The sequence below is a fragment of the Flavobacterium aquariorum genome, assembly GCF_003254745.1.
Taxonomy (GTDB): domain Bacteria; phylum Bacteroidota; class Bacteroidia; order Flavobacteriales; family Flavobacteriaceae; genus Flavobacterium; species Flavobacterium aquariorum.
Map to the genome: position 1 here is coordinate 1 of NZ_QKXH01000005.1, position 23,829 is coordinate 23,829.

The window sequence follows — 23,829 nt, forward strand, 5'->3', positions numbered from 1 at the left end:
CAGTAATCTTGATAAGTTGGTTACCCCGGTGGTTCCTACTATTGATTCTGTTGCTTCAACATGCGTGGCAGCGGGGACAAGCACGATCAGCAATTACATTGGAACAAATACTTATACTTTCAGCCCTGTGGGTCCAACGGTGGATGCCACGGGATTGGTAAGTTCAATGGTGTTTGGCACTAGTTATACGGTTACTTCCAACAACGGAAACTGTACTTCGGCGGCTTCGGCTTCGTTCAGTAATCTTGATAAGTTGGTTACCCCGGTGGTTCCTACTATTGATTCTGTTGCGCCAACATGCGCTGCGGCGGGGACAAGTACCATCAGTAATTACATTGGAACAAACACCTATACTTTCAGTCCTTCGGGTCCAACGGTGGATGCCACGGGATTGGTAAGTTCAATGGTATTTGGCACAAGTTATACGGTTACTTCCAACAACGGAAGCTGTACTTCGGTGGCTTCGGCTTCGTTCAGCAATCTGAATAAACTACTTACCCCGGCGATTCCGACTGTTGCCTCAACAGCTCCAACATGCGCTGCGGCGGGGACAAGCACGATCAGCAATTACATTGGAACAAACACTTATACTTTCAGTCCTGTGGGTCCAACTGTGGACGCCACGGGATTGGTAAGTTCAATGGTATTTGGCACAAGTTATACGGTTACCTCAAACAACGGAAGCTGTACTTCGGTGGCTTCGGCTTCGTTCAGCAATCTGGATAAACTACTTACCCCGGCGATTCCGACTGTTGCCTCAACAGCTCCAACATGCGCTGTGGCGGGGACAAGCACGATCAGCAATTACATTGGAACAAACACTTATACTTTCAGCCCTTCGGGTCCAACGGTGGATGCCACGGGATTGGTAAGTTCAATGGTATTTGGCACAAGTTATACGGTTACCTCAAACAACGGAAGCTGTACTTCGGTGGCTTCGGCTTCGTTCAGCAATTTGGATAAACTACTTACCCCGGTGGTTCCTACTATTGATTCTGTTGCGCCAACATGCGCTGCGGCGGGGACAAGCACGATTAGCAATTACATTGGAACAAACACTTATACTTTCAGCCCTGCGGGTCCAACGGTGGATGCCACGGGATTGTTGAGTTCAATGGTATTTGGCACAAGTTATACGGTTACTTCCAACAACGGAAGCTGTACTTCAGGGGCTTCGGCTTCGTTCAGCAATCTGGATAAGTTGGTTACTCCGGCGGTTTCTACTATTGATTCTGTTGCGCCAACATGCGCTGTGGCGGGGACAAGCACGATCAGCAATTACATTGGAACAAATACTTATACTTTCAGCCCTGCAGGCCCAACGGTGGATGCCACGGGATTGGTAAGTTCAATGGTATTTGGCACAAGTTATACGGTTACTTCTAACAACGGAAGCTGTACTTCAGGGGCTTCGGCTTCGTTCAGCAATCTGGATAAGTTGGTTACCCCGGCGGTCCCTACTATTGATTCTGTTGCGCCAACATGCGCGGCGGCGGGGACAAGCACGATCAGCAATTACATTGGAACAAACACTTATACTTTCAGTCCTGTGGGTCCAACGGTGGATGCCACGGGATTGGTAAGTTCAATGGTATTTGGCACAAGTTATACGGTTACCTCAAACAACGGAAGCTGTACTTCGGTGGCTTCGGCTTCGTTCAGCAATCTGGATAAGTTGGTTACCCCGGCGGTCCCTACTGTTAGTTCAAGCAGTTCAGTTTGTTCAGGAAGTGATGCTATCTTTACAATAACAGGCACAGAAGGGAATATAGTGACCTATTCTGGAGCCGCTTCGGGCACTGCGACAATAGGAGCCGCAGGAACTGTAGATATTACAATAACAGGAATAACAACCGCCACAACATTGAATCTAACAACTGTTAGTAATGGTAGTTGTACACGTGCATTGAGTGCAACAACTACAGTAGCGATAATGCCAAGACCCGATGCTGGAACGGATGGTACTTTGACCATTTGTTCAGGTAGTACGGTAACTGCAGGACAATTATTTGCGCAATTAGGTGGAACACCAACAGCAGGAGGGATTTGGACACCGGCGTTGGCGGGAGCCGGAACCTATACTTATGCCGTTGCCGCTACGACACCTTGTGCGGTTGATGCGACAGCCTCGGTTGTGGTAAGTGAGCAGGCACAACCTAGTGCTGGAACTCTTTCGGGTATACAAGCTGTTTGTGTAGGAGGAAATACGACATTCAGTTCAACAGTAACAGGAGGAATTTGGACTAGCGGAGATCTTTCGAAAGCGACTGTTGATTCATTAACAGGAGTTATTACAGGAGTAACTGCAGGAACAGTAACGATTACTTATACTGTAGCGGGAACTGGAGTATGTTCAGATGTGACTGCGACAAGAGATGTTAGTGTAATTGCCTTGCCAGTTGTACCTGCAATCACAGGTGGTTCAATTAATGTATGTGCTGGTTCAGGAACAGTAACTTTCTTAAATGCTATGGCAGGGGGAACATGGTCTGTAACCAACGGTACAGGAACAGCAAGTATTACAATTGGTGGAGTTTTAACTGGACAAATAGCAGGAACGGTAACGGTAGAATATACAATGACTAACATAATTGGTTGTGCTGTCAAGCAAGCGTTTAATTTGACCATAAATGCTGCTCCAAATGCAGGTACATTATCTGGAACACAAGCTATTTGTGTAAGCGGAACTACTACATTTAGTTCAACCGTAAGTGGTGGAAGTTGGTCTAGTAGTAATGCTTCAATAGCGACAGTAGATCCTGTAACAGGATTAATTACTGGAATCTCATCAGGAACAGCGACCATAACATATAAAATTATAGGAACTGGCGGGTGTCCTGATGCAACAGTTACAAGAACGGTAAGTGTTTATTCGCCGACGGTATCTTTATCAGGTTCTACAAATGTTTTAGAAAATTCAATAGTAACTGTTGATTTAACAGCAAGTTTATCAACATTGTCATATGAAGATGTAACTGTAAATTTATCGTTTAGTGGCACTGCAAGCGGTTTAGATTATAATGCATCGGGTATTTCAATTGTAATTCCTGCAGGTTCTTTGTCAGGAACAGTAAGTATTGATCCTATTGATGATATTATATCGGAAGGGAATGAATCAGTTATTGCTAATATAACAAGTGTAATAGGAGGTTGTGCTGCTGAAAATGGTATTCAAACAGCTACAGTAACTATAGTAGATGATGAAGCCGCACCAATGGTGAGCATTAGCAATCCAACGGTTACCGAAGGAGCCAATGCGGTATTCACGGTATCGATAGATAATCCAAGTTCAGTTGATACGGTTGTCGACGTTGTGACGGCTACAGGCACAGCGGGAACATCGGATTACATTGCCACTACCACGACAGTAACAATCCCAGCGGGACAAACCAGCGTAACGGTAAGCGTTCCGACGACAGACGACGCCATCGATGAGCCATCTGAGAGTTTTACTTTGAACGCTACTGTGACATCGGGTAACACCAGTAATCCAACAGCAACAGGAACGGCTACCATAAACGATAACGACGCCACGCCAACGGTGAGCATTAGCAACCTAACGGTTACCGAAGGAACCAATGCGGTATTCACGGTATCGATAGACGTTGCAAGTTCAGTTGATACGGTTGTTGACGTTGTAACGGCGACAGGCACAGCGGGAACATCGGATTACACTGTCACCACCACGACAGTAACAATCCCAGCGGGACAAACCAGCGTAACGGTAAGTGTTCCGACGACAGACGACGCCATCGATGAGCCATCTGAGAGTTTTACTTTGAACGCTACTGTGACATCGGGTAACACCAGTAATCCAACAGTAACAGGAACGGCTACCATCACTGATAATGATATTCCTGCTCCTGCTCCACCAGCAATTTTTGCAGGTGATGATCTTGCAGGTCCTATAACAAGTAGTATTGGTGTTCAAAATATTATGAATGTCTTGGACAATGATTTTGTAGATTTAAACAAAGCCACATTGAATAATGTGACATTATCGACTGTAACAGCAGATTCTGCTGGATTTATGAAATTAAAACTTGACGGAACTATTGAGTTAGCGGCCAATACGCCTGCAGGAACTTATAGTTTAACTTATTCAATTTGTGATATAAATATTGCTAATAATTGTGCATCTGCAAAAGTCGCAGTAACGGTAATTTGTAATTTGTCTACAGCTATTTCAGGAGTAGTTTATAATGCAGGGACAAATACACCATTAGCCAACGTGCCAGTTACATTAAAACCAATCAATAATACAACCGGTCCTATTTTATTGAGTTTAACAAAAGCAGATGGTTTGTATGCTTTTTCAGGGATGATTCCCGGAGATTATGTATTGCAAGTTCAAGATGCTAATTTGAATGCGGCTCAAGAATTATTTAATACAACTCCTAGTTTCCTGATATTAAAAGTTGAAGATTGTAAATATCAAAAAATTGATTTTGGGTATGATAAAACCGATTTATTAGTACTAGGTGATTTTGTATGGTATGACATAAATAATAACGGAATACAAGACGAGTGGTATGATGCCAATAATGACGGACTTGTGACTCAAAATCTACCAGATGCCAGTGGAGTTGTCGATTACAGTAAATGGGAATGGATTGATTTCAATGGAGACGGTAGTTATAAAGGAAAAGAAAATACTGGAGAATTGAATGCGGCAGGTTTCGGAAATGGGACAACCAATATTCCAAATATATTCGTAACAGGTCCTAATGGATTCTCGAGAAGTGTAACCATGGGTGTTGAAGGATATTGGAGAACAAGAGCGCCTAAAGATGCTTACGGGGAATATAAAATTGAGTTTATAAAAGAAGCTAATTTCGAAATGGCTTCAGAAGCGATGTCTGCATCTGGATTGGTAAAAGTATTACCAAGCGCTACTCTTAAACAAGCCAACGCTAATAAATCAAAAAGTTACGTTGATTGTGGATTAACGACGAATAATATTTTGTACGCACAATTTTCAGCAACGGAGAAAGTTCATTTGGATCTGGATTTTGGAATTAGTTGTAAAACATATGTTGATATAGTAGCAAACAATGATGATGCTGGAACAATAGATGGATTAAAAGCATCAAATGGAATCTTTAATGCTATTGCCAATGATACTTTTAATGGATTGCCTATAAATCTGTCTGATGTAATCGTGACATTTACTCCAAGTCCTAATTTTACAATGGGTACAAATGGATTGTTAAATACGTTGTCAAATATTCCTGGCGGCACTTATACTTTGACGTACAGTATTTGCGAAAAAGCGAATCAGAGTAATTGCAGCACGGCGACTGTAACAGTATTTGTCTCTAGTCCAAGTATTGCTTTGGTAAAAACGGCTCATTTCAATGATGAGAATGCAGATGGTTATTCACAAGTAGGTGAAACTATTACGTATAATTTTGAAATAACCAACACTGGAAATGTTCCATTGACGAATGTAACCATATCAGATCCATTACCGGGAGTTGTAATGACAGGGAGCACGTTGACATTGGCAATAGGAGAAACCAATGCAACCCATTTTCAAGGAGTATATGTGATTAAACAAACGGATATTAACAAAGGATCTATTTCGAACCAAGCAACGGTTTTTGGAACCAGCCCTAATAATAGGGTGGTTGAGGATAAATCAGATAACATAAATATTGTAAATGACAATCCTACAGTATTGACAGTTTCCGGATGTGCAATTAAGGTGTATAATGCAGTGACACCAGACGGAAGTGATAAATATGATAAGTTATATATTCAGGGAATAGAATGTTACAAGGATAATTCAATAGAGATTTTTAATCGTTGGGGAGTTTTAGTATTTGAGCGAGAACATTACAACAATGATGATGTCGTGTTTAGAGGAACCTCTGAAGGAAGGGTCACTGTAGAAAAATCACAAGAATTGCCGGCAGGAACCTATTTCTACATACTGAAATACAAAGACAGTGAATCCAATGCTTTTGAGAAATCAGGTTACTTGTATTTGAATAGAAAATAGTCAAATGAGCCCAACTATTATGAATAAAAAACAACACATGAAAACAAGAATAATCGGGTTGGCAGTAATGCTTTTCACTATTGTAAGTTCTGCACAGCAAGATGCTCAATATACACAATATATGTACAATACGATAGTGGTGAATCCCGCTTACGCCGGGTCTCGACAAGCAATGAGTATTTTTGCGTTGCATCGTAACCAATGGGTTGGAGTTGATGGAGCCCCAGTGACGAATTCCTTTTCTATTAATACTCCTTTAAATGAAAGTAAAGTAGGACTGGGACTGTCTGTTGTAAATGATAAAATTGGAATTTCTACAGAGAATAATATTGCTGCAGATTTTTCGTATACAATACCAGCATCTGAAAGGTATAAAATCTCTTTTGGAATTAAAGCAAGTGCCAATTTGTTGAGTGTAGATTTTAGTAAACTTACATATCAACCTGGCGATCCAAATGCGTATCAAGATAATATCGATAATAAATTTTCTCCGAATATTGGAGTTGGATTCTACTTGCATTCTGATAATAGCTACATTGGAATATCGGCACCGAATTTGATTGAGACCGAACATTTTGATAAATCAGCAACCTCGAGTGCGACAAGCCATGTTGCGACAGAGAAAATCAACTATTATTTAATTGCAGGATATGTGTTTGATTTGAGTCCAAGCTTAAAATTGAAGCCCTCTTTGGAAACCAAATACGTTCAAGGTGCACCTTTACAAGTCGATGTGTCGGCTAATTTTATGATGAACGAAAAGTTTGTTGCAGGTCTAGCTTATAGATGGAGTGCCGCTATGAGCGCAATGGTTGGATTTCAGGCAAGCGATTCATGGTTTATTGGATACAGTTATGATTTTGACACCACTGAATTTGCGAAATACAATTCCGGTTCTCACGAAATCTTTTTGCGATACGAATTGTTTAATAAATATGACAAAATTATCTCCCCAAGATTCTTCTAAAATCGACACCTATGAAAATTAAAAAATTACTATTTAGTTTGTTCTTGAGTATTTTCTTTTTGCATGGATTTGCCCAAAAATCTACGGTAACCAAAGCTGAGAAAAATTATGATCGTTTTGCTTACGTAGATGCGATAGATAACTATGAAAAAGTTGCGGCAAAAGGATATCAAGACGAGAAAATGTTTCAAAAATTAGGAAATTCCTATTATTTTAAAGCAGAATTTTCGCAAGCTTTGAAGTGGTATGATCAACTTTTTACTTTATACCCTAATCAAGATCCGGAGTATTTTTATCGTTATTCCCAGACTTTAAAGTCCAATGGTGATTATGGTAAAGCAGATCAAATGCTCGAACAGTTCAATCAAAAAACAAGTAACGATAAACGAGGGCTACTCTTCAAAGACAATCGAAATTACCTTGACGAAATCAAAGCAAATTCTGGTCGTTTTGAAGTTGTTGATGCTGGAGTAAACTCAGTTTTTTCCGATTATGGCAGTTCAATTTTAGGTAATAAATTAGTGTTTGCATCCGCTAGAGACACAGGAGGAGTTTCTAAGAAAGTATTCAAATGGACCAATAAATCGTTCACCAATTTGTATTGGTCAGAGATTAAACCCGATGGGGAAATGGGAACACCGGAACGATTCGAACGCAAGATTAACTCCAAGTTCAACGAATCAACTCCAATATTTACACAAGATGGTCAAACGATGTACTTTACCAGAAACAATTTTTTGGAAGGGAAAAGAGGTAGAGATGCTAATAAAAATACTTTACTTAAATTATACAAAGCTACACTCGATCGAGAGGGGCAATGGAGTAATGTTATGGAATTGCCATTCAATAGCAATGAATATAGTGTAGCACACCCCGCATTGAGCACTGATGAAAAAACGTTGTATTTTGCTTCGGATATGCCCGGAACATTAGGACAGTCAGATTTGTTTCGAGTCAAAATAAATGGTGATGGTACTTATGGAGTTCCTGAGAATCTCGGTCTGGAAGTCAATACCGAAGGTAGGGAAACCTTTCCTTTTATCTCCAATGATAACGAATTATATTTTGCCTCTGATGGAAGACCAGGTCTAGGTGGATTGGATGTTTTTGTTGCTAGAATCGGAACAGATAATAGCTTTTATGATATACAAAATGTAGGTGAACCAATTAATAGTACCCAAGATGATTTTGCTTTTTTAATCAATAGCAAAAACAGAAACGGATTTTTTACCTCTAATAGATCGGGAGGTGAAGGATACGATGATATTTACCGATTTGTGGAGAATAAAAAACTGACTTGTGAACAAACACTTTCAGGATTAGTAACCGACTTAGATTCAGGCCAAATTTTGATTAATGCTAAGATGAGTTTGTTTGATGCCAACTTCAAACCGTTGCAAGTGGTTCAAACCGATACGCAAGGGCATTATAGTTTTCCGGTTGATTGTGGTAAAAGTTATTATGTTAGGGGGGAGAAAGATGAATATCAGACTAATGAAATTCCCGTTGTGACCAAGATGTTCTCTGGTCGTAAAGACCTTCCTGTGGTGTTGGAACGACGCATCAAGCCGGTAGGAGTGGGAACTGATTTAGCAAAAACATTGAATATTCCGATTGTTTATTTTGATTTAGATAAATCGTCCATTCGTAAAGATGCTGCCTACGAATTGTCCAAAGTTTTATCGGTGATGCAACAATATCCAGATATGAAAATAGAAGTTCGTTCGCATACTGATAGTCGTCAGACGGCTAAGTACAATAGTAAATTATCAGATAAGAGAGCTAAAGCAACAGTGGAGTGGTTAATAAAAAACGGCATCAATTCGGTTCGATTAATAGGGAATGGTTATGGCGAATCTCAGTTAGTAAATCATTGTTCTGATGGGGTGAAATGTACCGAAGAAGAACATCAAGCCAATAGACGAAGCGAATTCATTATTGTTTCGATACACGAATAGTTAATTAAGAATTTATCAAAAAACCCCTTCTTTTTGAGGTAATTCCGTGCGAAGTTTTTTTATGATATACTTACCGAGTAGTTGATTCTCGTATAATAATATTGGTTTCCAGTTCTATGGTTCTCGGTGTAAAAGGAAGTTCGTCTCTATGGGCATTCATTTCTTCCAATAATAAATTAAAGGATGCAACGCCCATTTCATGGCTTGGTTGATCAACCGAACTTAGTTTTGGCGAAATTACTTGTGACATGAACCAATTGCTAAAACCAATTACGGCAATTTGTTGAGGTATTTTAATTTGGTTTTCGTTACAATATGATATAACACCTGAGGCGGCCAAATCAGTGATAATAAAGATACCGTCTACATCTGGATGTTCTTTTATTATTTGTGCAGTAAAATCGTAGCCTTCTTGAAAAGATACTTTGTCACAGGTATAAACAAGGTTTGAATCGTATGGAATGTTGTTTTTTTCTAATGCTTTTTTGTATCCAATAAAGCGGTCTATGGAATTTTGAGGATTAAGCGGCCCACGAATATGGGCTATTTTTTTGCATCCTATATTTATTAGATGTTGAACAGCATTAAATCCAGCTTTTTGGTCATTTATGATAACTTTAGAACAAGAAGCCAGTTTGGATATCTTATCAAACATTACAAATGGAATTTTTCTGTTTATGATCTGCTGTATGTGGTCATCATAATTACTTTCGTTGGATAAAGACATCAAGATACCATCGACCCTTTTATTAATTAATAAATCCACTTGCTTTCTTTCTAAATCAATAGATTCATTGGATTGTAGAATGATAACCAAATAACCATTTTTTTCAGCTTCGTCTATAATGGCGTTAATTACATTCGAAAAAAAATGGTGCATTACCTCTGGAATAATCAAACCTATAGTTTTGGATTCTTTCGTACGTAAGTTTACTGCAAAACTATTCGGAGTGTAATGTAAATTTTGGGCAAGGTCAATTACCGCCTGTTTGGTTTTGGCACTTACGTCAGGGTAGTTTTTTAAAGCTTTTGAAACGGTAGTAATTGAAATTCCTAATGTAGTCGCTATTTCTTTGAGAGTAATGTCTTTCATAATTAAAAGAGGCTAAACTAAGTTTGAAATTAAGTTTTGGTGTTTAAAATGCTTCGGCAATATATTAATTATAATCGAATAAATAATTAAGTGGATTCCCTTTCTAAAATAGATGTTCCTAATTCTATGGATTGAAAAACGATAGGCTCATTTCTCTTTTTTGAATTGATTTCATCAAATAAAACCGATGCAGCAATTCTGCCTATTTCAAATCCAGGCTGATCAACTGTTGAAAGTCTTGGAGTAGTTACTTCGGTGACAAAGGAATTACAAAAACCAACAATAGCAATTTGTTTTGGCATTGGAATGCCCACTTCATTCAAGTATTTGAGAACACCGACTGCAACCATATCAGTTACTGTGAAAATTCCATCTAAATGAGGGTGTTCCGCTATGGCTTTTATCGCATTTGCATAACCATCTTCTAAGTCGGCATTGTTGTCACAAACATAAACCAAGGATGGGTCATAGGGAATATTGTGGTCTTCCAATGCTTTCTTGTATCCTAAAAATCGATCAATTGAATTTTGGGGCATATAAGATCCTCGGAAATGTGCAATTTTTTTACGTCCTTTTTTAATAAGGTAAGCGGTTGCATCATAAGCCGCTTTTCTGTCATTTATGGTTACTTTGGAACAATTAACTAATTTGGCAATTTTGTCAAAAAGGACCAAAGGAATATTTTGTGCCAGTACGTTTTTTATATGATCGAATTCGCCCGTTTCATTTGATAGTGAGATGATAATCCCATCCACTCTTTTATTTAATAGTAATTCAAGCTGTTTTTTTTCTAATTCTAATTTTTCATTAGACCTTAAAATGATAACTAAGTAATTTCTTTTCTCGGCTTCCTCCAATACTCCTTGAAATACTTTAGAAAAAAAATGATAATCCACAGTTGGTATAATTAGTCCGATCGTTTTAGACTCTTTGGTTCTAAGGTTTACTGCAAAACTATTTGGGGTGTAATTAAGAGAAGTAGCTAAGTCAATAACCTTTTTCTTTGTTACTGGGCTTACGTCAGGATAGTTTTTAATCGATTTTGAAACAGTAGTGATGGAGATGCCTAACTGGTCTGCGATTTGTTTGAGTGTGGCATTTTTCATAATATGATCCCCAAATTTTAAAACCTAGTTCTTTTCAAAAAAAAACTGTTATTTGAAAAACAAACATACAATTTATTTATTGTATTTCCATTTTTCAAGTAACAGTTTGAGATATATTTTACTTAAAATATAAGATAGGCTTTTTTTAAACACCTAATAATCAATTGCTAAAAAAGGTGTCTAATATTATGTTAAGCTTCTATTGAAATTATTTCACTAACTTTTAGTGTTTTGTGAGGATTTGAGTAGGTTTTTGTTCCAAAAGGTATTTTAAATAGCTACCAGCCTTAGAATTTGTTTTAAACATAGTAACCAAACTATTAACTAAATAAAACAGGGTTTTAAAAGTGTTCAGTCAATTAAAGACCCATAATTTTATCCATCTAAGACTGTGTAACTAAATAATATATTGTATTTAATAAATTAAATTATTCGGCTCCATCTATTTTGGCTCTTGCCACTGCAAAGTTACCAACTGTTTCACCAAGAATCAAGCCTTTTTCGCAATCACTTCTGTAATGTATGGCTCCAAACATTCTTGAGTCTGATGCTTCTCGCGCTAATGCCTTGAAATTTTCTGTTTTAGCTGGTAAGATATGTGACAAAACGGTGCAGGCTGCTCCACTAAAAGTAGAGTGTCCAGATACATATGCTGGGAAATTAGGAATTCCCGTTGTCGTCTTTATAGATGAATCCATTTGAGTAGGTCTTGGATTAAAATAGAAAAACTTTGCATCCCAGCAACTTATTGCGGCATCCATCATAGAGAGGTTTAATAAAGCCATATTTCTTGCCCATCTTACTTCACTATAGTTTTGTTCTACAAATGCTTCGGCAGCGATGGCATTCCAGTGTCCTGGAGGGGTGTAAGTTCCAACGCCATCCGCCCAAAAAGTAACAATTTCTTGATGTTTTTTGGAATTGTCTTCGCTGAATGCTTTTATTTCTGCCAATTCTTTTGCAAATTGTTCCGATTTTGTAGAAGGAGGCGGTCCTGGACGACTGGCTACAACCATAGCAGGGGTCATCAAGAAAGATTTTACTTTTCCAAACAAAGGCAACATTGGAGGTCTTGCCGGTAGTTCCAATGATTTCCATGGGGTTTCCCCTGTTGCTGCCGTTTGCGTCTCGAGTAAGGTCCATAAGTCTTGATTGCCGACAGCAGCTCCAGCTCCATCTGTTGAAGCACGCGCGATAAACTTGGCTGCTATCTTTTTACCTAAACTTATTCCAGCATCGACATCGCTACGTACATTGGCCCCACTAATAATTCGGTATAGTTTTTCTTCTTCGGCTTTTTCTTGAATGAAAGCAATTTCGGTTGGAAATAATAATTTTAATAATTCAACTGTAACTCCTGCCAAAACAGCATCTTCGCAAGGATAAGACGGCAAACTGCTTTTTGGAATTAAAACAGGTAAAGTTGCATCTACAACAAATGGAGCTGGTCTATTGTAAAGTTTTTTGTAATGCCATGCAGCAATCATTGCGTCATATTGTGCAGCACTTACATAAGCATAAGCTCTGGCAGAATATGGTGGATTTGAAAATGGAAATTCTGGATTTGCAAAAGGATTTGCGCCAGATGGAATAGGGTAGGTTCCATCAGGATTTTGAAAAGGTGGGCGATTGTGTTTGGCAACTAGAGTTCTCATGATTTCATTCCAACGTAAGACTCCGCCAACGCTCCAATAATCAATGATGGCTTGTTGATCTTTGGTAATATTGGCTTGGTAGCTTTTAATTTCGTTTATTTCTCTAGTGTAGGCTGGTAATGTTGTTGCTATAGGAGCGTCTAATGGGAATTCATCGGGAGAAGTTAATAGTATAGGTTTCCATGTTCCTGCAAGTTCATCTGCGTTTGTTGGGTTTAATTGAGGGAATTGATTGTTACGTTCAGTAATGTCATCATTGCAGGCATAGTTGAATGCTACCAAAAGTATTAATAGACTTTTTGAAATAGTTATTTGAATCTTATTTTTCATCTTATTTCGCTTTTTTGTTAAAATTGATTACATAAAATGCACCTCCGTAAAAACTAGTTGATTGGCCAACATTTCTGCCGTCAATCACATAATTTGTTCCTCCGATAAAGGCGAGTTCCGGAATCTTTTTTAAAGTGTATTTTATGTTTGTTCCCAATCGTAAAGCATTCATGGTATTGCTGGGAAACGGCATGTTGTTTTGAGTTATGTCAAATCCGCCGGCTTGTGTAACCCAGTTGTCAACAATTGCTTCTGCAATCAATCTGTCTGAACGATAACCTGCTCTGGCATTTATGTTGATGACGTTTGGCATATCCACTTCGTTGGTGTAATGCATTTCATTGGTATAATAAGTGTTTCTTTCGATAGTAACATTACTTCGAAATAAGTAAGCGCCAGAAACCGTAGTGAAGAATTTACCTCTTTGATAATCTCCCATCAATCGAAAGGATGCTACTTGACTGCCTAAGCCTAGACTTAATGGCAAATAATCAACAGTATAATTGGAAACAGGAGTAGAATAACCTCCGAGAGCATATAGTGAATAAGTAGCGTTTTTAATTTTCTTTTCAAAAGGCATGTATTTTACCGTCAAAGAAAGGTCTTGAATGCCCTCTTGTCCTTTCATGGTGCCAGCTGAAGCATTTGTTATGACATAGGGAATATTGAATAAAACATTAAGTTTGTCGGTGATTCCATAGTTGCCCATAACGCCAATGGATTGAGTAGAAACCTTGCCCAAATTCAAATTTTCTCTTTTGTTAGTTCCTTCCCAATACTTATCCCAACTGCTGTATTGGTAGACGGAACCAACGCAGAATCGATTTTTGCTCATCATAATAGCGTCAATCTCTGTTTGAGCATTTGCAAAAAAAGTGCCGAGTAAAAAGCAACCTAAATAAATTTTCTTCATGTTTTAATCCTTTTTTAAATTTTATAAATTAACTGTTACATGTTTTTTCTTTCCAAGTCCAAAACGATAATAATATCCCACATTAAAAGAATAGTCAGCAAAAGCAGCGTCGCCTTGTATGTGAACGTACTTACTTGGATCTGTTATGGTTGAGTTTGCTAAATCTTGCGCAGCAATATCTGCCGCACTTTGAATACGGTTTTTTACAATGTTGTAAGGAATGAATAAACTAAAGCCGTGACGACCTAGTGTGTAAGCAAAACCATATTCTACAGCTATTACATAACCAGGGCGACGATAAGCAACTTGTCCGCCAAACGCATCATATGCAGGAATTCCTTCGATACGACCTGCTAAAGAAACATTGAAATTCTGGTTTTTGTCCACGGCAACCATTAGTCCGCCACGGGCAAAATATTGATCAGGACAGGCGTATATTTCATATCCTTCTAAGCCAGGTTTAGGAGCTGATTTGAATGTGCCGTTAGATTCTTTTGGATTGAATAAATAATATCCATTGGCAAAACCGTAAAGACGGTCAGTTAGTTTTCTAAAAAGTTGGAGTTCTGAGATAATACCTATTCCTCCATCTCCGGGCTGGATTGCTTGGTCCATTACAACACTTTGTATGCTTCCGTCAGTTTGCGGTGCATTGTCCATTTCGTTATGGCTACCATTGTTTAGTTTTACTCCTAAACCTACCATGATATTTCCTTTTGGCATTTTTGCGGGATCAAATATCCAAAAATTAGCGCTCAAGCGGATGTCCGCTATTCCATCAGCATATACGCTATAGCGATAGTTTTTGGTTGTCGGATTTTGTTTTAAAACCTGGGAACGTTCATTGTTGACATAGGGTAATGTAGCATTCAATTGAATACGGTCGGTTAATCCGTAAGAAATGTTTAAATCAATAGCGTGCGAATAAATATTCACAGCATTACCACGTTCGTTTCCGTTTTCATCTAGTCCTCCTCCTGTGGTTTGTCTTTGTGGTTGCTCTTCTTTACCGATAAAATGTCTCCAAGAGTGAAAATAACGATAATTTCCGCCTACTTGAAAATCACCCTTGTTTAAATTATAAGAGTTGGTTAAAGTCATGTTAAGTCCTCCCATTTGTCGGACGGCTACGCATCCTTGAGCGTTCATTTTTTGAGTTTGAACGGTTATAACAAATGTTAGGATAAAGGCAAATGCAATATGTATAAAAGAGTTTGAATTTTTCAAAATTTAGGTTTTACTTGTTTAGTTTTGGACCTATGCGATATATTGAACAAGTTTGTTCTGAACAAAAATGTTTTGTAGGCACTAAAAATAATTTTAGCTAAAATCGCTAGGTTTTTTTGATTTTTTAGTTAAAAAAGTGAGGACTGTAAAATTGAATTTGATAACAATTAAACTCTAAAATAGCAGAATGTAAATTGTTGAATCCGATTAATCGAATATTTTAAATATGTCCATTCAAAATAATTTCAATCATAATAATTGATGATTGGTCATGAAGGACTTACAATAAATACGAATAAAGGGTAATGTCAAATGATAGTAGTCTTTGCTTTTTTCTATAAATAATAAAAAACTAAACTAAGTCTGGAGGAGAGTAAAAAGAAGGTACAAATCCAGCATGCAATTTCTCTTTTGAAAAAGAAATTAAAGGAATTGATTTGAAATCTGTAGTATTAGTAATTGTAATAGACTCTGGATATTGTATAAAATAATCTACCGTAAACGACTTAACGATTTTTTTTGAAGATCCTTTGTTTTCGTTGTTGCCGCTAAAAAGTTGACTGTCTACAATGTCTTCAATTTCTTGTGTTGATAAAGAAGAATTAACGTTCGGAAGATAATATAAATTAAGGATATTGTCCTTGATTTGTTTTTTGAAAATATGGTAGTTTTTGTTGTTGATTGAAATGTTTTCATTTACGTATTCTAATTCGGTATCATCTGCAAAAGTATACAATGAAGCGTTCAGATGAATTACCTTAAATTCAGGATCTGGAATTTTTTTCATAGCCGTTACCCATTCTTGCTCTTGATCAAAAGCAAAAAGCATGCGATAGCCTAATGCATTGTAAAACAAGCTTGCAAGCAAAGTGGTAAATAGTAATATGTAAGCTATTTTTTTCATTCGTTCCAAAAATAACAATTAATATTGATTATTGGTGATTAAAATAAATAATTAAGAAATAAATTTTAATTTAATATAAATTAAGTTAATTTATTTTGTTATTTGTATTAAAAAAAGGTTTTTGCTTTGTTTGTTTGTGTTTTCACAAAATATTTTTTGCTGTTTTAGTTTTAAAATATATGATTAAGACTCATTTACTGCCAAAACAAGTGCCTCAAAAGGTCTCAACTCAGCTGTTTTTTTTGAAGTTGAATAATTGTTAAGTAATACGGTTGATTTTTCTAAATTATACCCACAATTATAGTCAGCTCTTTCTGGCGAAAAATTAAGTAAAACAATTATTTTTTTACCCTCAAATGTTCTTAGATAAGCATATACTTTTGCGTTGTTTTCATCTAATAAGGTATACGTTCCATAAACCAATGTTGGTTCTTGTTTGCGTAATTGAACCAATTTCCTGAAATAATTTAATGTCGAATCGGGATCTTTTTCCTGGGCTTCAGCATTGATGGTTACGTAATTTGGATTCACTTTTAGCCACGGTTTCCCATTCGAAAAGCCAGCATTTTCATTAGTATTCCATTGCATTGGTGTTCTTGAATTTTCTCTTGAAGCTTGTTTTTGTTCTTCGAGAAAAGCCTTCAAATCTCCATTTTCGCTTTGTATAGCAATGTATTTATTTTTGGTGTCGATATCATTATAGTCGTCAATATTGTCAAAACGAATATTGATCATTCCTAATTCATCTCCTTGAAAATAATAAGGCGTCCCTCTCATTGTAATGACAAATGTGGAAAGCATTTTGGAACATACTTCCCTAAATTCGGGCGCATCATTGCCAAATTTACTCACCATTCTAGGTTGGTCATGATTGGCCAAGAAAATGGAAAGCCAACCCTTGTCCTTAAACCCTTCATCCCATCTGGAATAGAGTTTTTTGTAGTTGACAAAACCATATTCGTCAAGGTGTTTTCCTATTTCTACACCTTCCAGATGGTAGGCCATACTCAATTCATTCCGGTCTGGATCTACAAAAAGCATCGCTTCTTCGGGAGATGCACCAGCACCTTCAGAAACCGTCATTACTTCATATTGACTCAAAACTTCGCGATTCATTTCTTGAATGTATTCATGTAAGTGTGGGCCCCTTCCGTAAAATTTCATGATTTCGGGTATGTTGCCCAAAATTTCAGATGGCAATTCGGGAAAAGAATCATCCTTGGAAATAAATTGAAAAGCATCCATTCTAAACCCATCAATGCCTTTGTCCAGCCAAAATCGCATTACTTGATACAGTTTCTGGCGTACTTTTGGATTGTTCCAATTGAGATCAGGTTGCTTTTGTGAAAAATAATGCAAGTAATATGCATCGGTAATTTCATCATATTTCCAAGCATTGCTGTTTACATCAAACCAACTCCAGCGGTAAGGAGGAATTCCTTTTTCGGCTGGCCACCAGTAATAATAGTCTCGATAAGGATTGTCTCTAGATTTTCGGCTTTCCTGAAACCAAAAATGCTCATCGCTGCTGTGATTGAATACCAAATCCATAATGAGTTTGATTCCTTTTTCTTGCAAACCTTTCATTAGCAAATCAAAATCTTCCATAGTGCCAAAATCGGCAAGAATCGAGCAATAATCACTCACATCATAACCATTGTCGTCATTGGGAGATTCATAAATTGGGTTGATCCAAATGGCATCAATCCCTAAATTTTTGAGGTAATCCAATTTGGAAATAATACCTTTTAAATCGCCAATTCCATCACCATTACTGTCTTTGAAACTGCGAGGATATATTTGATAAATGACGGCTTCTTTCCACCATTTTTTATCAATTGGTGAAATAATGTGATTTTGATCGTTGTTGATTGTTGAAAAATTCAAAATGAAATAATTTTATTTTTTAATTTATAGCTGATAAATTACAGCTTCATAAGGTCGTAATTCTTTGGATTTTGATGGAGTAGTATAATTGTTCATTAAAACTTTGGCTCCTTTGATGTTGATTCCTGTTTTTACGGAAGCATTTTTGGATGTAAAATTTAAAACGATTAGTAATTTTTCTCCATTCAATTCTCTTGTGTAAGCAAAGATAGCAGGATTGTTTTCGTCAATCAATTCAAATTTGCCATAAACTAAAGTGGGATTCTTTTTGCGCAATTGAACTAATTTTCTAAAATAATTCAATGTCGAATTAGGATCCTTTTCTTGTTGGTCAGCATTTACGGTAGTGTAATTTGGATTGACTTTAAGCCAAGGTGTTCCTGTTGTAAAACCTGCATTTTTCTTGGCATCCCATTGGAAAGGTGTTCTGCCGTTTTCTCTGGCTGTTTGTTTTTCACCTTCTAAAAAAGCTTCCAAATCTCCTCCTTTGTTTTTTAATGCAATGTATTTGTTACGAGTGTCAAGGTCATGATAGTCATTGATATTGTTGAAACGAATATTGTCCATCCCCAATTCATCTCCGTAATAATAATAGGGAGTTCCACGCATCGTCATTAAAAAAGTGGAAAGCATTTTGGAGGATATAGTTCTGAATTCAGGCGAATCATTACCAAATTTACTCACCATTCTCGGCTGATCATGATTGGCTAGAAAAATAGCCAACCAACCTTTATCCTTAAATTCTTTATCATATCGAGAAAAAATAGCCTTGTATTTGATCAGTCCAAAATCACTTAAATGTTTTCCAATATCGACACTTTCAAAATGATAAGCCATGTTTAATTCTTTTCGAGCAGGATCAACAAAAAGCATGGCGTCTTGAGGCGAACTTCCGGCGCCTTCGGCAACAGTCATGATGTCATATTTACTGAAAACTTCTTTGTTCATTTCTTGCAAATAATCGTGTAAATGAGGTCCAACTCCGTAGTATTTTATAATATTTTTTTCATAACCTTTTGGTAGTTCTGGCCATGTAGTATCTTTGGAAGCAAACTGAAAGGCATCCATTCTAAAGCCATCAATGCCTTTATCCAGCCACCAACGCATCATATCATAAATGTCTTCTCGAACTTTTGGATTCTCCCAGTTGAGGTCGGGTTGTTTTTGTGAAAAATAGTGAAGATAATACGAGTTGGTTTGAGCATCGTATTTCCAAGCATCACTATTAACATCAAAAAAACTCCATCTGTAAGGAGGTTTCCCTTTTTCGGCTGGCCACCAATGGTAATAATCCCGGTATTTATTGTCTCTTGAGCTTCTGGATTGTTTGAACCATTCGTGTTCGTCACTGCTGTGATTCACCACTAAATCCATGATGAGTTTGATGCCCCGTTTGTGCATTTCTTTCAACATGAGATCAAAATCTTCCATGGTTCCAAAGTCTTTCATAATAGCTCTATAGTCGCTAACATCATAACCATTGTCATCGTTTGGTGAAGCATAAATAGGATTGAGCCAAACAGCATCAATTCCTAGGCTTTTTATATAATCCAGTTTAGATATAATCCCTTTTAAATCCCCAACACCATCTCCATCACTGTCCTTAAAACTGCGTGGATAGATTTGATACACCACAGCTTCTTTCCACCATTTTGTGTCTACGTTTTTCAATAGTAGTGTTTTATTGTCTTGAGCAGTAAGAGTTGTAGATGAGAATTGGATTAAACCTATGCATAAAAATAAAAAATGATTTAACTTCATATTTATTTTAGTTTTAAAGTTGGTAAAGAATCGCTTCATACGGTCTAAGTTCTCCCGTTTTTGATGGTGCTGCATAATTATTGATTAAAACTTTGGCTTTCGAAATGTTGATTCCAGTATTTGCGGAAGCATTTTTATCACTAAAGTTTAATAGCACCAATACTTTCTTGCCGTCTAATTCTCTGGTGTAGGCATATACATTTGGATTGTCTTTGTCCAAAAGAGTGTACTTCCCGTAAACTAGTACAAGATTGTTTTTACGTAATTTTACCATTTTTCTAAAATAATTCAACACCGAGTTGAGGTCTTTGTCTTGAGCTTCAGCATTCAAAGTAGTGTGATTGTCATTTACTTTTAACCAAGGAGTTCCAGTGGTAAACCCTCCATTGGTTGAACTATTCCATTGAAAAGGAGTTCTTCCGTTATCTCTTGCTCCGCCTGTTTTTTGATCTTCAATGAATTGTTTTAGATCGCCACCTGCATTTTTTACTTTTTCGTATTCTGCAAAAACTTCAATATCACGATAATCTTCAATTTTATCAAACTTGGCATTCACCATTCCAATTTCGTCTCCGTTATAATAATATGGAGTTCCTCTCATTGAAAGCAAAAAGGTAGTCAGTAGTTTTGAGGAATAATCATGAAACTCTGGAGAATCATTTCCCCATCGGGTTGCCATTCTAGGCTGATCGTGATTGCCTAAATAGATGGTTCCCCAACCTTTTGTTTGATAAACGGCATCCCAATCCGAATATATTTTTTTGAAATCGACTAAGGAATATGGTCCCGCTTTTTTGAAGTAACCAGGAACATATCCCAAATTGGTTCCTTCAAAATGGTAGCCCATGTTCAACTCTTTTCTGTCGGCATCCACAAAATTCAAAGCTGTTGAGGTAAGCATTCCTGCGCCTTCGGCCAATGACATGCAATCGTATTTACTTAAAACTTCACGATTCATTTCCTGAAGATATTCATGTAAATGAGGACCACTTCCCATATAAACATCCCAACGGCCATGGTAATTTTTGTCTAATTCTGCTTGTGTAATTACTGGAAAATTGGGGTCCTTTGAAATAAAAGGAATCACATCCATTCGAAATCCGTCGATACCTTTATCCAACCACCAACGCATCATGCTGTAAATTTCTTGCCTTACTTTTGGGTTTTCCCAATTCAAATCGGGTTGTTTGAAGTTGAAATAATGCAGGTAATAAGAATCGGTAGTTTTGTCATATCTCCATCCACTTCCATCGGCTTCAAATGCTCCTGGACGAAAAGCAGGTTTTCCTTTTTCGGCTGGCCACCAATGGTAATAATCGCGGTATGGATTGTCACGTGATTTGCGGCTTTCTTGAAACCATTTGTGTTCGTCACTGCTGTGATTGACAACTAAATCCATTACGAGTTTGATTCCTCTTTGATGCATTCCTTTTAACAGAGCATCGAAATCCTGCATGGTGCCAAATTCTTTCATTATATTTTGATAATCAGAAATGTCATAACCGTTATCAGCATTTGGGGAGCTGTAAATGGGATTCAGCCAAATGATATCGACACCCAAGCTTTTCAAGTAGTCCAGTTTGGAAATAATTCCTTTCAAATCGCCTACGCCATCACCATCAGAGTCTTTAAAACTTCGTGGGTAAATCTGGTAAACGACTGCTTCTTTCCACCATTTTCGGTCTATTGGAGCTTTTTTTTCTTGAGCTGTCAAAGTATTGCAAAGGATATTAATTAGTGTAATTACTACGAGCGAAATTGTGATGTTTTTTTTCATTTCAGTTGTTGTTTATTTTTTATAGGATTCATAAAAGAATCAATGGTTGACTCGTTGATTTTGGGATTGGCACCTTCTTTTTGTGCCACTAATGCTCCGATTGCACAAGCAAAATTTATGGCGTTTTGAGGGTCTTCTTTGGCTAATAATTTGCTTAAAAGTCCTGCCAAAAAAGAATCCCCAGCTCCAACAGTATCAGCGACATTTATTTTGTAACCACTATTGTAGTAGAATTGATTGTTGTAATATAAAACAGCTCCATGACTGCCTTTGGTAACACAAATATGTTTGGTGCTGGTTTGTTCTGCTATAAAAAGGATGTTTTGTTCCAATGAATGGAAAGGCGATTGGAGATATTCGCTTATTTCATAGATTTCATCATCATTAAATTTTATAAAATCGGCTTCATGCATCAGATGATTGAGTAATTCTTTTGTGTAAAAGGGAGCACGCAGATTGACATCAAAAACAGTATATTTTGCATAATTTATTAATTCAAACAAAGTGTTTTGTGAGACGCTGTCTCTACAAACTAAACTGCCAAAAACTAATGCATCGGCTTTTTTTACAATAATCTCATCTTCTGGTGTTTCGATAATTTTGTCCCAAGCTACAGGATAATTAATGGTGTACGAAGCGGAGCCTTTGTCGTTCAATTGTACAATGACTTCGCCTGTTTTTAAGTCTTTATCAATTTGAATGGAATCCGAATTTACTTTGTGATCCTTAATGTATTGTAGTAATTCTTTTCCTATTTCGTCATTTCCTATTCGGCTAATAATTTGAGATTGTATTCCCAAAGAAGCCAGTCGGATAGCCACGTTTAATGGTGCTCCTCCAATTTTTTTATGAGTTGAAAAAACGTCAAACAAGACTTCTCCAAAGCATACTACGCTGATTTTTTGGTTTGTTGCTTTCATTCGGTGATCATTTTTTGTTCTAATTCTTCAAGTGATAATCCTTTGGTTTCGGGCATCATGAATAAGACAAATGTCAATTGCAATACCATCATGAACGCAAAAAAGGCAAAAATAGGCCAAGGGTTTTCGTGAAATATATCAATAACAACTGGACCTAGTAAAGTAATTAATGCTGCAAAAATCCAATGAATACCTGTGCCAAAGGATTGCCCTCGAGCACGAACAGTATTTGGAAATATTTCGGATATAAAGACCCAAATTACGGCTCCCTGTCCAATGGCATGCGAAGCGATAAAGAGAAGAATGGAAGTTAATAGCACAACCGGCCCGGCATTAGTATTAAAAGCCCAAGCGATTATGCATAAGCTCAAAATATAACCAATACTGCCAATTGTCATTAATAGTTTTCTACCTAAAATATCAATCAAGCGCATGCCAATAATGGTAAAAATAAGATTAATGGCACCGATGAGTATCGAATTCATTAAGGATTCTTTTGAACCTAATCCTGCCATTTCCAAGATTTCCGGAGCATAGTATAAAATAAAATTAATGCCGGAAAGTTGGTTAAAGAAAGCAATTAAGAAAGCCAAAACGATTGGCCATTTGTATTTTTGGGTAAATAATTTTTCTTTTTCAGTGGAGTCAACTACATCCTTTTTGATTTCATTAAAATTTTCCAAAGCTTCTTCTTTAGCATAAATCATTTCAAGAACTTTCAATCCTGTAGCATCATCCTTTTTGTTTAAAATTAACCAACGGGGACTATCTGGAATTTGAAAAACAATGATACTGTAGATTAATGCTGGTAATGCTACAATCCCGATCATCCATCGCCAATCATTTACACCGCTAAAACCTTCAAATAGATAATTGGAAAAAAAAGCAATTAGGATTCCAAACACAATATTGAATTGAAAAAGAGCAACTAGTTTTCCTCTGTTTTTGGCACTTGAAATTTCGGAGATATAAATAGGAGCTGCCACCGAAGAAGCTCCAACCCCAATTCCACCTATAAACCTAAAAAAAGAAAAAACATACGGATTGGGAGCCAGTGCCGAACCTAATGCAGATACTAAGAATAAAATTCCAATCCATAACAAGGTTTTTTTTCTTCCCCATTTGTCACAGGGAATGCCACCAAACAATGCGCCTAAAACAGTCCCCCACAATGCCATCGACATGATGAATAATCCGTGAAATAGGGGAGTTGTGTGCCATAATTCTTTGATAGGTAAGTTGGCGCCTGATATAACTACAGTGTCAAAACCAAATAAAAAACCGGCGACCGCTACGGTTATGGACCATTTTTGTACATTGTTCATCT

14 protein-coding genes are annotated in these 23,829 nt (G+C 37.2%); 3 read left to right on the forward strand and 11 right to left on the reverse strand.

What is annotated here, in order from left to right:
- The first annotated feature begins 28 nt into the window (after window positions 1-28).
- The 3 genes from DOS84_RS08755 to DOS84_RS08765 are packed head-to-tail and all read left to right on the forward strand — an operon-like array spanning window position 29 to window position 8,929.
- Window positions 29-6,004 carry a T9SS type B sorting domain-containing protein gene (locus DOS84_RS08755; RefSeq protein ID WP_207802036.1) on the forward strand — a complete coding sequence of 1,992 codons (5,976 nt, stop codon included), beginning with the start codon at window positions 29-31 and terminating at the stop codon, window positions 6,002-6,004.
- A 37-nt stretch (window positions 6,005-6,041) separates the two neighbouring features.
- Entirely contained in the window at window positions 6,042-6,971 is a 930-nt protein-coding gene (locus DOS84_RS08760) for a PorP/SprF family type IX secretion system membrane protein (RefSeq protein WP_111409999.1), read from the forward strand.
- Between the two features lie 11 nt (window positions 6,972-6,982).
- Window positions 6,983-8,929 carry an OmpA family protein gene (locus DOS84_RS08765; protein WP_111409757.1) on the forward strand — a complete coding sequence of 649 codons (1,947 nt, stop codon included), beginning with the start codon at window positions 6,983-6,985 and terminating at the stop codon, window positions 8,927-8,929.
- A gap of 70 nt (window positions 8,930-8,999) precedes the next feature.
- On the opposite strand, the gene DOS84_RS08770 is transcribed toward DOS84_RS08765, so the two are convergent.
- From DOS84_RS08770 to DOS84_RS08820, 11 genes are all read right to left on the reverse strand, one after another.
- Window positions 9,000-10,022: a LacI family DNA-binding transcriptional regulator gene (locus tag DOS84_RS08770; protein WP_111409758.1), complete on the reverse strand. Its 1,023-nt coding sequence runs from the start codon at window positions 10,020-10,022 to the stop codon at window positions 9,000-9,002.
- An 86-nt stretch (window positions 10,023-10,108) separates the two neighbouring features.
- Window positions 10,109-11,128: a LacI family DNA-binding transcriptional regulator gene (locus DOS84_RS08775; protein WP_111409759.1), complete on the reverse strand. Its 1,020-nt coding sequence runs from the start codon at window positions 11,126-11,128 to the stop codon at window positions 10,109-10,111.
- Between the two features lie 428 nt (window positions 11,129-11,556).
- Window positions 11,557-13,113, reverse strand: coding sequence for a vanadium-dependent haloperoxidase (locus DOS84_RS08780; RefSeq protein WP_111409760.1), 1,557 nt, complete (start codon window positions 13,111-13,113; stop codon window positions 11,557-11,559).
- Between the two features lies 1 nt (window position 13,114).
- On the reverse strand, window positions 13,115-14,026 hold the full coding sequence (locus DOS84_RS08785; protein ID WP_111409761.1) for a hypothetical protein: 912 nt from the start codon (window positions 14,024-14,026) through the stop codon (window positions 13,115-13,117).
- A 21-nt stretch (window positions 14,027-14,047) separates the two neighbouring features.
- On the reverse strand, window positions 14,048-15,253 hold the full coding sequence (locus DOS84_RS08790; RefSeq protein WP_165830416.1) for a hypothetical protein: 1,206 nt from the start codon (window positions 15,251-15,253) through the stop codon (window positions 14,048-14,050).
- A gap of 352 nt (window positions 15,254-15,605) precedes the next feature.
- The gene (locus DOS84_RS08795) at window positions 15,606-16,157 is read right to left on the reverse strand and encodes a hypothetical protein (protein ID WP_111409763.1); all 552 of its coding nucleotides are present in this window, start codon (window positions 16,155-16,157) and stop codon (window positions 15,606-15,608) included.
- A 183-nt stretch (window positions 16,158-16,340) separates the two neighbouring features.
- Window positions 16,341-18,044 carry a glycoside hydrolase family 13 protein gene (locus DOS84_RS08800; protein ID WP_243636341.1) on the reverse strand — a complete coding sequence of 568 codons (1,704 nt, stop codon included), beginning with the start codon at window positions 18,042-18,044 and terminating at the stop codon, window positions 16,341-16,343.
- 24 nt (window positions 18,045-18,068) lie between these two features.
- Complete coding sequence (locus DOS84_RS08805) at window positions 18,069-19,805, reverse strand: glycoside hydrolase family 13 protein (protein WP_111409765.1); 1,737 nt, start codon at window positions 19,803-19,805, stop codon at window positions 18,069-18,071.
- Window positions 19,806-19,818: 13 nt separating this feature from the next.
- The gene (locus tag DOS84_RS08810) at window positions 19,819-21,582 is read right to left on the reverse strand and encodes a glycoside hydrolase family 13 protein (RefSeq protein WP_111409766.1); all 1,764 of its coding nucleotides are present in this window, start codon (window positions 21,580-21,582) and stop codon (window positions 19,819-19,821) included.
- On the reverse strand, window positions 21,579-22,502 hold the full coding sequence (locus DOS84_RS08815; protein WP_111409767.1) for a carbohydrate kinase family protein: 924 nt from the start codon (window positions 22,500-22,502) through the stop codon (window positions 21,579-21,581). The genes DOS84_RS08810 and DOS84_RS08815 overlap by 4 nt, the downstream gene beginning before the upstream one ends.
- The gene (locus DOS84_RS08820; protein ID WP_111409768.1) at window positions 22,499-23,827 is read right to left on the reverse strand and encodes a sugar porter family MFS transporter; all 1,329 of its coding nucleotides are present in this window, start codon (window positions 23,825-23,827) and stop codon (window positions 22,499-22,501) included. Before DOS84_RS08820 ends, DOS84_RS08815 begins: the two co-directional genes overlap by 4 nt.
- Between the last annotated feature and the right edge of the window lie 2 nt (window positions 23,828-23,829).

What these genes read in the sequence shown, in the direction of transcription:
- DOS84_RS08780 (WP_111409760.1), bottom strand. Translation starts at nt 13,113, where the DNA reads ATGAAAAATAAGATTCAAATAACTATTTCAAAAAGTCTATTAATACTT.
- DOS84_RS08775 (WP_111409759.1), bottom strand. Translation starts at nt 11,128, where the DNA reads ATGAAAAATGCCACACTCAAACAAATCGCAGACCAGTTAGGCATCTCC.
- DOS84_RS08810 (WP_111409766.1), bottom strand. Translation starts at nt 21,582, where the DNA reads ATGAAAAAAAACATCACAATTTCGCTCGTAGTAATTACACTAATTAAT.
- DOS84_RS08820 (WP_111409768.1), bottom strand. Translation starts at nt 23,827, where the DNA reads ATGAACAATGTACAAAAATGGTCCATAACCGTAGCGGTCGCCGGTTTT.
- DOS84_RS08795 (WP_111409763.1), bottom strand. Translation starts at nt 16,157, where the DNA reads ATGAAAAAAATAGCTTACATATTACTATTTACCACTTTGCTTGCAAGC.
- DOS84_RS08760 (WP_111409999.1), top strand. Translation starts at nt 6,042, where the DNA reads ATGAAAACAAGAATAATCGGGTTGGCAGTAATGCTTTTCACTATTGTA.
- DOS84_RS08770 (WP_111409758.1), bottom strand. Translation starts at nt 10,022, where the DNA reads ATGAAAGACATTACTCTCAAAGAAATAGCGACTACATTAGGAATTTCA.
- DOS84_RS08785 (WP_111409761.1), bottom strand. Translation starts at nt 14,026, where the DNA reads ATGAAGAAAATTTATTTAGGTTGCTTTTTACTCGGCACTTTTTTTGCA.
- DOS84_RS08805 (WP_111409765.1), bottom strand. Translation starts at nt 19,805, where the DNA reads ATGAAGTTAAATCATTTTTTATTTTTATGCATAGGTTTAATCCAATTC.
- DOS84_RS08815 (WP_111409767.1), bottom strand. Translation starts at nt 22,502, where the DNA reads ATGAAAGCAACAAACCAAAAAATCAGCGTAGTATGCTTTGGAGAAGTC.
- DOS84_RS08765 (WP_111409757.1), top strand. Translation starts at nt 6,983, where the DNA reads ATGAAAATTAAAAAATTACTATTTAGTTTGTTCTTGAGTATTTTCTTT.